Annotated in this window: 10 protein-coding genes; 7 read left to right on the top strand and 3 right to left on the bottom strand. The window is 64.7% G+C overall.

Going from position 1 to position 10,935, the window contains the following annotated elements; translation table 11 throughout:
* Nucleotides 1–227 precede the first annotated feature (227 nt).
* Entirely contained in the window at nt 228–527 is a 300-nt protein-coding gene (locus tag JQ632_RS38260; RefSeq protein ID WP_212407888.1) for a hypothetical protein, read from the bottom strand.
* Nucleotides 528–749: 222 nt separating this feature from the next.
* Here JQ632_RS38260 and JQ632_RS38265 point away from each other — a divergent pair, with 222 nt between their 5' ends.
* The 5 genes from JQ632_RS38265 (at nt 750) to JQ632_RS38285 (ending at nt 5,842) form a co-directional block, all read left to right on the top strand.
* A complete protein-coding gene (locus tag JQ632_RS38265) occupies nt 750–1,229 on the top strand; it encodes a hypothetical protein (protein ID WP_212407889.1) in 480 nt (159 codons plus the stop codon).
* Between the two features lie 165 nt (nt 1,230–1,394).
* Nucleotides 1,395–2,342, top strand: coding sequence for a TAXI family TRAP transporter solute-binding subunit (locus JQ632_RS38270; RefSeq protein ID WP_212407890.1), 948 nt, complete (start codon nt 1,395–1,397; stop codon nt 2,340–2,342).
* Nucleotides 2,343–2,530: 188 nt separating this feature from the next.
* The gene (locus JQ632_RS38275; RefSeq protein ID WP_212407891.1) at nt 2,531–4,642 is read left to right on the top strand and encodes a TRAP transporter permease; all 2,112 of its coding nucleotides are present in this window, start codon (nt 2,531–2,533) and stop codon (nt 4,640–4,642) included.
* Nucleotides 4,603–5,022 (top strand): DUF1850 domain-containing protein, encoded by a 420-nt coding sequence (locus tag JQ632_RS38280; protein WP_212407892.1) that lies wholly within the window; start codon nt 4,603–4,605, stop codon nt 5,020–5,022. Before JQ632_RS38275 ends, JQ632_RS38280 begins: the two co-directional genes overlap by 40 nt.
* Nucleotides 5,023–5,035: 13 nt before the next feature.
* Nucleotides 5,036–5,842: an SDR family NAD(P)-dependent oxidoreductase gene (locus tag JQ632_RS38285; RefSeq protein WP_212407893.1), complete on the top strand. Its 807-nt coding sequence runs from the start codon at nt 5,036–5,038 to the stop codon at nt 5,840–5,842.
* Nucleotides 5,843–6,025: 183 nt separating this feature from the next.
* Here JQ632_RS38285 and JQ632_RS38290 read toward each other — a convergent pair whose 3' ends face one another.
* A complete protein-coding gene (locus JQ632_RS38290; RefSeq protein WP_212407894.1) occupies nt 6,026–6,796 on the bottom strand; it encodes a hypothetical protein in 771 nt (256 codons plus the stop codon).
* A gap of 81 nt (nt 6,797–6,877) precedes the next feature.
* A complete protein-coding gene (locus JQ632_RS38295; RefSeq protein WP_212407895.1) occupies nt 6,878–8,422 on the bottom strand; it encodes a sodium:proton antiporter in 1,545 nt (514 codons plus the stop codon).
* Between the two features lie 116 nt (nt 8,423–8,538).
* On the opposite strand from JQ632_RS38295, the gene JQ632_RS38300 reads away from it, so the two are divergent.
* Both JQ632_RS38300 and JQ632_RS38305 read left to right on the top strand, forming a co-directional pair.
* Nucleotides 8,539–9,303 carry a tetratricopeptide repeat protein gene (locus tag JQ632_RS38300; protein WP_409363543.1) on the top strand — a complete coding sequence of 255 codons (765 nt, stop codon included), beginning with the start codon at nt 8,539–8,541 and terminating at the stop codon, nt 9,301–9,303.
* A 133-nt stretch (nt 9,304–9,436) separates the two neighbouring features.
* Complete coding sequence (locus JQ632_RS38305) at nt 9,437–10,903, top strand: tetratricopeptide repeat protein (protein ID WP_212407896.1); 1,467 nt, start codon at nt 9,437–9,439, stop codon at nt 10,901–10,903.
* Nucleotides 10,904–10,935 lie beyond the last annotated feature (32 nt).

Consider the following 10,935-nt stretch of genomic DNA (forward strand, 5'->3'; position numbering starts at 1 on the left):
ATCGAGAGAAACCCAAAGAATCCAGTTCCGACCGTCTGGCAACACCCCGCCGGCGCCATATGCGATTCCCCTACCGCTTGCGGGGAGAGGTCGGATTGCATCGAAGATGCAATCCGGGTGAGGGGGACTCTCCGCGAGTCCATCTGTCACCGTCCTCGTGGAGACTCCCCCTCACCCCAACCCTCTCCCCGCAAGCGGGGCGAGGGAGCACACCGCCGCCGTTGCCCCTACCGATCCGGCCCGAACTTGAACCGCCCGTCGCCTTCGAGATAGGGGCCGGTGCGCATGTAGAGCTGGCCGTTCTGGCCGATGAAGAACAGCGTGCCGCGCGGCACCTTCTTCGCGCCCTTCAACAGCTCGCCGGCATTGCTGGTGCCCATCTTGTAGGAGAACGTCTTGCCTTCCTTGTCGTAGGCATAGCCCATGTCGGGCTTCAGCTCCCACGGCGTCGCGGCGGTCTGCGCCAGCGCCGGCGCGGCAAGCGTTCCGAAAACGAAGACCGCTGATGCGGCCGCCGTCAAAGACATCCTCGTCGGAAATCCAGTCATCATCATCCTCCCCACAACCGACAGGCCGCCCATTGTATTCTGAACAAATCACGAACGGCGTTTGCCGGTCAATACGCGCCCGTGTCGCAGCGCATCACGTCTTGCCCAGCAGTTTGTGATTTTCCCTACGGCCCCTCGCGACTATGTTCCGCTTTCCGTCTAAAACGCAATTGCACAAGAAGTTCGACAGGGATGATTCGGATGTATCACGTCGCTAAAATCTGTTCGGCCGCCGCGCTGTCTTTGGTGACGCTGGCTCCGCTCGCCGAGGCCGATGAGTACAAGCTCAGCCACAACCAGCGGATTTCGTGCAGCCGCGGCCTTGCCCCGGGCAAGCTGAACACCGCGACCTGCAAGTCCTACACCTATCTCTTCAATGCCAAGACCTCGGAATATTTCCGCTGCCAGGTCCAGTTGGCGATGACCCGCGACAACAAGGAAGTCATCAATGTGCAGACCGACGGCGGCTGCACCAAGAAGCCGCGCATCTTCGAGACCGACGGCAATTATGATTTCGACGCCACCGAGACCGAGCCGCCGAACACCAATTCGTTCTTCGGCCCGGGTGGCTATTCGGTGTGGGCCGCCGACGTGACGACGCAGAAGATCCGCGGCTGCATCATCATCTCGTCCGGCCTCGGCTCCGACATCTCCAAGTGCATGGACATGACGTTCCAATGAGACCGCACGACGGGTGCGGCTGCGCCAGGACGCCGCACCTGTAGGGTTCCCTCGGACTCCGCCTGAAGGGCTGCTTCCCGCAGCCCTGTTTTGTCTTTTGGATGGGTTGACCCGGCTTCCCCGTCCGGCCAATTTCGCCGGCGTTTCTGGGGAGATACCAACATCATGACATCGAAATGGATCGGCGCCGTCGCCGCGATCGCTCTGCTCGCGTCGGCGCCGGTGGCGAATGCGCAATCGTTCATCAACGTGCTGACCGGGGGCACCTCCGGCGTCTACTACCCGCTCGGCGTCGCCATCGGGAAGATCTACAGCGACAAGATTCCGAACGTGAAGACACAGGTGCAGGCCACCAAGGCGTCGGTGGAAAATCTCATCCTGCTGCAGCAGGGCCGCGGCGAGCTCGCCTTCACGCTCGGCGATTCCCTCAAGGCGGCCTGGGATGGCGAGGAGGAGGCCGGCTTCAAGAACAAGCTCGACAAGCTCCGGACCATCGCCGCGATCTATCCGAACTACATCCAGATCGTCGCCACCGCCGACAGCGGCATCAAGACGCTCGCCGATCTCAAGGGCAAGAGCCTGTCGGTCGGCGCGCCGAAGTCCGGCACCGAGCTCAACTCGCGCGCGATCCTCACCGCCGCCGGCATGAGCTACAAGGATCTCGGCAAGGTCGAGTATCTGCCGTTCGCCGAATCCGTCGACCTCATGAAGAACCGCCAGCTCAACGCGACGCTGCAGTCGGCCGGCCTCGGCGTCGCCTCGTTGAAGGATCTCTCGACCTCGAGCCCGATCACGGTGGTCGCCGTGCCGAAGGAGACCGTCGACAAGATCGGCCCGCCCTTCATCGCGGCCGTGATCCCCGCCAACACCTATACCGGACAGGACAAGGACGTTCCGACCGCGGCGGTCGTGAACTACCTCGTCACGAGCTCGGCCGTGTCCGACGATCTCGCCTATCAGATGACAAAACTGATCTTCGAGTCGCTGCCGGAGCTTGCCAACGCCCACGTCGCCGGCAAGGAGATCAAGCTGGAGACGGCCGCGAATGGCAGCCCGGTTCCCCTGCACCCCGGCGCGATCCGCTTCTACAAGGAAAAGGGGCTGATCAAGTAAGGGACGCTTGCTCCGCGACGTCATGCCCGGGCAGAAGCGCGAAGCGCGTCTTCGCGCAAGATGTCCCGGGCATCCATGTTCTTGGAGGCACCGGAAGACGTGGATGGCCGGGACAAGCCCGGCCATGGCGTGTGTGGCGATAATAGCCAATGCTATAACGAGCTCGGGCTGAGCGGGGGACGGGTTGAATGCTGGAGAAGGCTGCGGGCACGGAAGCGCCCATCAAGGTCGAGTTCGACAATTTCGAGCATGGCTTTCCGGAAGGCTTTGGTCCGGGTTGGTGGGGCCATCTCGCCTATTGGATCGGCATCGCGTTTGCGACCTTCCAGCTCTATGTCGCGGCCTTCAACTATCTGCCGAGCCAGGTGGTGCGCGGCGTCCATGTCGGCTTCCTGGTGCTGCTGACGTTCGGTCTGATCGGCAATTTTACCGCCAAGAGCAATCTGGGCCGCGCCATTGGCTGGCTGATCGGCGGCGCCGGTTTTCTCACCGGGCTCTATCAGTGGATCTTCTATGCCGATCTGATCGCGCGTGACGGCGATCCGACGCGTGTCGATCTCGTCGTCGGCACGCTGCTTGCGGTCCTGATCTTCGAAGGCACGCGGCGCTTGATGGGCGCGGCGCTGCCGCTGATGTGCGGCGCGTGCCTCGTTTACTGGTTCATCGGGCAGTATCTGCCGTCGCCGCTCAACCATCGCGGCTATGACTTCGACCAGATCGTCACGCATCTCTCCTTCGGCACCGAAGGCTTTTACGGCGTGCCGATCTACGTGTCGGCGACCTACATCTTCCTGTTCATCCTGTTCGGCTCGTTCCTGGAGCGCGCCGGAATGATCCAGCTCTTCACCGACGTTTCTCTTGGGTTATTCGGCAGGACCCGCGGCGGCCCGGCGAAGGTTGCGGTGTTCGCCTCGGGCATGATGGGCACGATCTCCGGCTCCGGCGTCGCCAACGTCGTCACCGTCGGCCAGTTCACGATTCCGCTGATGATCAGGTTCGGCTACCGCCGTGCCTTTGCCGCCGGCGTCGAGGCCACGGCGTCGATGGGCGGACAGATCATGCCGCCGGTGATGGGCGCGGTCGCCTTCATCATGGCGGAGACGCTCGGCGTTCAGTATTCGGAGATCGTGAAGGCCGCCGTGATCCCGGCGGTCCTCTATTTCGCCTCCGCCTTCTGGATGGTGCATCTCGAAGCCGGCAAGCATGGCCTCGTCGGCATGAAGCGCTCGGAGATTCCGAGCGCCTGGAAGGCGCTGGTCACGCGCTGGTACCTGGTGCTGCCGCTCGCCGCGCTCATCTACATGCTGTTCGAGGGCTTTACGCCACTCTACGCCGGCAGCATGGGGCTCGCGCTCACCGTGGCGCTGATCTTAGGGGCCAGCATAACTGCGGGCGTGTCCGCAACCGCGGTGCGCTACATCTTCTGGATCGGGCTTGCGCTCGTCGTCGGCGCGGTCTCGCGCAACGGCCTGGAGATCATTCCGGTTGCAAGCGTGGTCGCGGGCCTGATCCTGATCACCGCAGTGACCCGCGGCGGCCTCGCCACCTTGCGCGCCTGCCGCGACTCGCTGGCGGAGAGCGCGAAGTCGGCGATCACGGTCGGCATGGCCTGCGCCATCGTCGGCGTCATCATCGGCATGATGTCGCAGACCGGCGTCGGCACCATTTTTGGCGGCTGGGTGATCGGGCTCGGCGAGAAGAGCCTGTTCCTCGCGCTGATCCTGACGATGGTGCTGTCGATCCTGCTTGGCACCGGAATTCCGACCATTCCGACCTACATCATCACCGCGGCACTCGCCGCGCCCGCGCTGGCAAAACTCGGCGTGCCCCTGATCGCAAGCCACATGTTCGCGTTCTACTACGGCATCATGGCCGATCTCTCGCCGCCGGTCGCGCTCGCCGCGCTTGCGGCAGCTCCGATCGCCAAGGAGAACCCGGACAAGATCGGCTGGGAAGCGATGCGCATCGCGCTTGCCGGTTACGTCATCCCCTTCATCTTCGTCTATTCGCCGGCGTTGATGCTGCAGGCCGGCGATCCCATGGCCGCAAAGCTCGGTTTTTACGGCGCGGTGGCGCTGGCGACGGTGAAGGCGCTGGTGGCGATCGGCCTGTTCGGCATGGTCGCGATCGGTTTTCTGTTCACGCGGCTGACGGCGCTCGAGCGCGTGATCGCGCTCGGCGCCGCGCTCTGCCTGCTCGGCGATTTCGCATTCAGCGACACCATCGGCTTCGTGCTGTCGGTCGCTGTCGTGCTGTGGCAATGGCGGCAGCGGCCGCCGGCGCCGGTCGAGGCGGCGTGAGCCTCTGCCTCGCTTCGGCCGGAAGCGTGAAGGCGCTGTCGCTCGCGGCGTTCACGCTGGTGTGGACGCATTCGATCGAGAAGGTCGATTGGCAGGAGGATTGGCGCGTCACGCCATCCGGCCTGCAACTGGTGCAGGCGCGCGTCAAAGGCACCGGCGCCGGCATGGAGCCGCCGCCCGAGGCGCGGCTCATCGATGGCTGGTTTCAGTGGACGCCCGCGCGGGGTCCCATGCATGAAGTGATGCTCGGCAATTCGGATGCTGCCGGTGAATGGCGGTTGTGCACGGGCGGAAAATGCCGGACGTTGTCGGAGATTTTGGGTCATCCGGTCGGCGCCAATGTCACCACGATGAGCGTCTGCGAAGAACAACAGAAATAAGGGAGAGAACGCGATGGATCGGCTCAAGGGCAAGGTTGCGATGGTGGTCGGCGCCGGCTCGATCGGCCCGGGCTGGGGCAACGGCAAGGCGACCGCGGTGACCTTTGCGCGCGAGGGCGCCTCGGTGTTTTGCGTCGACCGCAATGCGGCCGCGGCGGAAGAGACCGCGAAGATCATCACCGGCGAGGGCGGCAAGGCTGTGGCCTTTACCGCTGATGTCGCGCGCGCAAGCGACATCGAGGCGATGGTCGCGGCCTGCCTGAAGGCCTACGGCCGCATCGACGTGCTCGACAACAATGTCGGCATCGCCGAGATGGGCAGCGTGGTCGAGGTCGGCGAGGAAAGCTGGGACCGCGTCTTCACCGTCAACCTCAAGAGCGCATACCTCGCCATGAAGCACGTCATTCCCGTCATGGTGAAGCAGGGCGGCGGCTCGGTCATCAACATCTCCTCGATCGCCTCGATCCGCCACATGGGCATTTCCTACGTCACCTATGGCACGTCGAAAGCGGCGATGAACATGATGACACGCACCACGGCCGTCGAGTTCGCGCGGCATCATGTCCGGGTGAACGCAATCCTGCCCGGCCTGATGAAGACACCGATGGTCGAGCATTCCGCAGGGTTAGCGGCGAGCTACGCCAAGGGTGACGTGGAAGCGATGTGGCGCGCGCGCGACGCGCAGGTGCCGATGGGCCATATGGGCGAGGCCTGGGACGTCGCCAACGCCGCACTGTTTCTGGCGTCGGATGAGTCGAAATATGTGACGGGGATCGAGCTGGTGGTGGACGGCGGGATCACGTGCAAGGCGGGGGCGTGATCCGCATTCGCTAGACCCGTCATCCTGAGGCGCGAGCCATGGGGCGCAACGCGCTCCATGGGGAGCCTCGAAGGATGAACGGCCGAGATGCAGCCGGGCCGTTGCCCTTCGAGGCCTCCGCTACGCTCCGGCACCTCAGGGTGACGGAGCTCGGTTTGTGCTTGGGGTTACAATTCAGAAGGGCTACTGCGCCATTGCCAGAATTCCACCCGCGAACCAGTGCCATGCGGCGGTCTCGCTGACCGGCCAGTTCAGCACCTTCACGGCGATCAGCGCGATCGTGCCGAAGATGTAGACCGGATGCACGCGGCCTTCGACGCGCTTGTCTCTGACCATGGCGACGACGAGCAGCAGCGAGGCGACCAGCGCCGGCGCGATCGTCACCGGCACCGGCGGCGGGCCGGGCGGTCCGGGAGGCGCGAGGAAGACGATGAACCAGCGCGCGACCGCGGCATCGAGGATCGAGACGGCGGCAAGCAGCATCAGCCGCTTGTGAATCTCCGGCCGCCGCGTGTTGGTGATGGCGAGAATGAAAACCACCGCGAAGAAGCCGATGCCGCTCATAGGCACGATCGCGAAGGACACGCCGGCATAGGCCTGCCCGAGTGCAGCCGAGTGGGTCATCGAATGGACCGAGGCGAGGAAGCCAAGGATCACCATCGCGGTCGCGATCGATACGCCGACGATGCCGAACGCGCGGTGATTGACGACGCGGCCGGAGGCCGCGAGCCAGGTCTGGAATACGAAATAGAGCGTCCAGGTGAAGAACAACAAGCCGTGGAAATGGATCACCGGGCTTGCGGAAAAAGTCCGGTGAGCGAGCGGCAGCCGATAGGTCGGTGCGAAGCCGAGGAAAGCGGTGGCCGCGCAGGCCAGCGCCATGTGGAGATAAAATTGCCGTGCGGGCGACGCATCTCGCGCGCGGACACGACGGTCGTCAGTCAACGTTGTCATCAAAGTTGAGTCCTTGATGACGTCACCAGGTTCATGCAGGTTCATGCCTGCGAGACGGCAGTGTGACCTGGCGCACGTTCGTCAACCGCCGGCGCTCAATTCTGCGCGATCGAGCTCTTCCTCGAGCAGGTGGAAGGCGTCGTCGCCGATCACCTCCGTCGCGCGGAGATCGAAGATGGCCTTGCGCGCGGCGTCGATGGCGCGGCGGCGCAAGGGATCGGAGGGCAACTCGCCGTCGGTGACGCCGCCGTGCGGGTCGTCGTCCGTCCTCATCAGCATCGCGCGATATTCCAGTCGCAGGATTTCCGCCTCCTCGGACGGGTCGTCCTCGATCGCATCGAGCGCCGCACGATAGACCACCGCACGTGCCTTCGCGACCTCGGTGCCGACGGGGTCATCGTCCTTCAGGTCGAGTAGCAGGATCAGCGGCCGCAGGGTGAGGCCCTGGATCACCAGCGATCCCAGCACCACCGCGAAGGCCATGAACTGGATGAAGTCGCGATAGGGAAAATGCTCGGGCAGCGCGTAGGCGGTCGCGAGCGTCACCAGGCCGCGCATGCCACACCAGGCGACGACGAGGCCGCCCTTTCCGGTCGACACCACCTTGGGATCGGCCGGGTGGTAGATCCCGCGCACGATGAGCGCGCGCAGCGTCGTGCCGTAGAACATGATCCAGGTAAGCCGCACCAGGATCACCGTGAGCAGGATCCAGGCGGCTGCCGTGCAATATTCCCAGCGCACCGCCTCGTCGAGCCGCGTCCAGATCGGGCCGACCTGCAATCCGATCAGGATGAAGGCGAGCACGTTGAGCACGAACACCATCGTCTCCCGCACCGCATAGGACGGCACGCGCAAGCGCGCCGGGATGCGTGCCGGTGCGGTGCGGGCGACGGTGATGGCGTAGACCACGATGGTCAGGATGCCCGAGAGGCCGAAATGTTCGGCCCCGATCCAGACCATGAAGGTGGTGGCGAACTGCATGATGATCGCGCTCGGCGCCTCGGTGATCCGCATCAGGAAGAACGGCATGATTCGCGCCGCGGCGTAGCCCGCGACGACGCTGCCGATCAGCGCCAGCACGATGGTCGGCGCGAACTCGCTCCATTTGAGATGCTCGGTGGCGATTGCCAGCACCGCGATGCGATAGATCAGCAACGCGCTCGCGTCGTTGAGCAGGCTCTCGCCTTCGAGGATTTTGACGATGCGATGGGGCAGTTTGACCGTGCTCAGGATCGCGACCGCGGCCGCTGCGTCCGGCGGTGCCACGATGGCGCCGAGCGCCACCGCCGCGGCCCACGGCATGTCCGGGATCAGCCAATGCGCCACGGCTGCGACGGCCACCGTGGTGAGGCCGACCGCGGCGACGACCAGCGTCGAGACCGGCACCCAGTTGCGGCGCAGGTCGCGCAGCGAGGTGTCATAGGCGGCGTCGAGCAGCACCGGTGCGACGAAAAGCGCCAGCGCCAGGTCCGGCTCGAGCGTCCACGATGGGCTCGACGGCACGAAGGCGAGCAAGGCGCCGCCGATGGCTAGAAAAGTGGGATAGGGAATCTTGATTCGCCGCGCCAGCGCCGATAAGGCAACGGCGCCGAGCAGCAGCGCGATGATCCATTCGAACGTCGACAATGAAGGTCCCCAAAACACGCTTGCATCCGGGCGGATAGCCTAGCATCAATTCGGCTGTATGATGGCACCGATCATCCGCCCCCGCGCTTTACAGGGAATTTGCGACTGCAACAACGATGCGTCTGTCCGTCCTGATCAAGACTATCGCCTCCGCGATGGCGCTGTCTGTGCCGCTGGCGATCGCCCATGCCGCGACCGGCGGCGAGCCCGTCGCGGCCGAGCAGGTCGACGTCGCGCCGTGCCTTGCGGCTGCCTCCGTCGATGACGACGACAAGGTCGACGCGCATTGTCCCGCTGTCATCGACAGCGAGAAGACGGTGAAGACCGATCGTCTCAAGGCGCTGATCGCCCGTGGCGATCACTATGTGCGGCGCGGGATGACCGACCGTGCGATTGCCGACTACAGCCAGGCTTTGCTGCTCGATCCTTCGTTGGCCGACATCTTCAACGCGCGCGGCGAACTCTGGCTCAGGAAATACGACCGGCCCAAGGCGGTGCAGGACTTTGGCGCGGCGCTCAAGCTCAATCCGAACCACGAGAAGGCCAAGGCCAACCACAAGGCGCTGGCGCAGGAGCTCGAGCGCATCGGCGCGCGGATGGCGATTGCCGGCAAGCCGAGCTTCAACTGCGCCCGCGCCAGGCGGGCGGTGGAGAAGGCGATCTGCGCCGATCTCGATCTCGCTGAGCTCGACAGCGACGTGCAAGGCTCCTATGTCAGGGCGGTTCGCGAAGCCTCGAACCCGCGCGATAAAAAACTCCTCCAGCGCGAGCAGGACGCGTACATCGCCCGCCGCAACGCCGAATTCGGCCGTCCCGGCTATGACCTGAAGAAGGCCATGCTGGAGAGGCTGCAGCAGATCAACGGGATCGACGGGTATTGACGCTGTGCGTTGACCTCTCCCCGCAAGCGGGGCGAGGGAGTGCGACGGCTCGCTTGATCTCGCCAACGCGCTTTTGAACCTGATCCAAAACCCCCGCGACAACGGAGAAAGCCGTTGCCACGGAGCCCCAGCCATGTGCGGCAGTCCTCATTCCGCGCAATCCCTCTGGTCTGCCAGGATCTCACTCCACGCCGGCGGGCTCGGCCTCATGCTTGGCCTTGTCCTTGCGCTAAGTCCCGCCGCGGCCGGCGGCACATCCGTCGATTGCGTGCTCGGCAGCAAGGAAGCGCCGGCCGCGCTGATCGCCGCCTGCACGGCCATCATCGACCAGTCCGCCAATTCGGCCGCCGAGCGGTCGTCCGCGCTGGTCGCGCGCGCCGATGCCAATGCCAGAACCTCGGACGGCCTGTCGGATGCCCTGAAAGACCTCGACCGCGCCATCGCGCTCGACGGCAAGAATGCAAAGGCCTACCGGCTGCGCGGCGATCTCATGCGCGAGGCGGGCGGCGACCTCAGCCGCGCCGCGGCCGATCTCACCAAGGCGATCGAGCTCGACCCGCAGGATGCCGAGTCTTACGAGCTGCGCGGCGTGGTCTACACCAACCAGCGCCGGCTCGACCGCGCGCTTGCCGATTACGACCAGGCGATCAAGCTGAAGCCGGACTATGCGCAAGCGTGGTCCGACCGCGGCACGACCTATTACCTCCGCGGCGACCACGAGAAGGCGATCCAGGATCTCAGTGAAGCACTGCGGCTCGATCCGGACCACGCGCGCGGCTACACCAACCGCGGCGCCGCCTATAAGAAGCTCGGGCAGCTCGACAAGGCCATTGCCGACGATAGCGAGGCGATCCGGCTCGATCCCAAGGTCGCCGAATATTGGGACAATCGCGGCCTGTCCTATGCCGCAATGGCCGAATACGACAAGGCGATCGCCGATTACGACCAGGCGATCCGCATCGAGCAGCGGCCGAACTTCTTGACCAACCGCGGCGATTCCTACCAGTTCAAGGGCGAGCTCGGCGCGGCGCTCAGCGACTACGACGCCGCGCTGCGCCTCAATCCGAATTTCGCGCTCACCTACAACAACCGCGCCGTGCTCTACAAGAAGATGGGCGAGCGCAAGAAGGCGCTGGCCGATTATGAGGCCGCGCTGCGGCTCGATCCCGGCAACGAGAACGCCGCCAGCGGCCGCCGCATCATGATATCAGAGATCGCGAAATTCGGCGTCGAGCCGTCGCGGCCGCTGCAGGCGAATTCCGGCAACGGACCGTCCTTCGATTGCGCGACCGCCAGGCGCGAGGTCGAGAAGATGATCTGCGCCGATCCGCAGCTCGGGGTCCTCGACCGCCAGATCGCCGACGCCTATGCGCGCGTGCTCAAGAGCGCGAGCGGCCGTTCCGCGAGCGACCTGCGCAAGACCCAGCGCGATTTCCTCGCCACCCGCAACACCGCCTTCGGCCGCCTCGGCTACGACCTCAAGAAGGCGATGCAGGAGCGTTTGCAGCGGCTGAGTGCGCTGGAGGGCTGGACGTCTTCGCCTCTCCCCGCTTGCGGCAGGGGAATCGCATATGGGTTTTCGCTAGCTATTGCATTGTAAGGCAAGACGGATTCTGAAGACGACTCCCGGGT

Origin of the sequence: Bradyrhizobium liaoningense, assembly GCF_018130955.1 — a bacterium.
Taxonomy (GTDB): Bacteria; Pseudomonadota; Alphaproteobacteria; order Rhizobiales; family Xanthobacteraceae; genus Bradyrhizobium; species Bradyrhizobium liaoningense_C.

Bases quoted from the DNA above. Each gene is read 5' to 3' on its own strand.
- JQ632_RS38260 (WP_212407888.1), bottom strand. From the start codon at position 527: ATGTCTTTGACGGCGGCCGCATCAGCGGTCTTCGTTTTCGGAACGCTT.
- JQ632_RS38265 (WP_212407889.1), top strand. From the start codon at position 750: ATGTATCACGTCGCTAAAATCTGTTCGGCCGCCGCGCTGTCTTTGGTG.
- JQ632_RS38270 (WP_212407890.1), top strand. From the start codon at position 1,395: ATGACATCGAAATGGATCGGCGCCGTCGCCGCGATCGCTCTGCTCGCG.
- JQ632_RS38275 (WP_212407891.1), top strand. From the start codon at position 2,531: ATGCTGGAGAAGGCTGCGGGCACGGAAGCGCCCATCAAGGTCGAGTTC.
- JQ632_RS38280 (WP_212407892.1), top strand. From the start codon at position 4,603: ATGGCGGCAGCGGCCGCCGGCGCCGGTCGAGGCGGCGTGAGCCTCTGC.
- JQ632_RS38285 (WP_212407893.1), top strand. From the start codon at position 5,036: ATGGATCGGCTCAAGGGCAAGGTTGCGATGGTGGTCGGCGCCGGCTCG.
- JQ632_RS38290 (WP_212407894.1), bottom strand. From the start codon at position 6,796: ATGACAACGTTGACTGACGACCGTCGTGTCCGCGCGCGAGATGCGTCG.
- JQ632_RS38300 (WP_409363543.1), top strand. From the start codon at position 8,539: ATGCGTCTGTCCGTCCTGATCAAGACTATCGCCTCCGCGATGGCGCTG.
- JQ632_RS38305 (WP_212407896.1), top strand. From the start codon at position 9,437: ATGTGCGGCAGTCCTCATTCCGCGCAATCCCTCTGGTCTGCCAGGATC.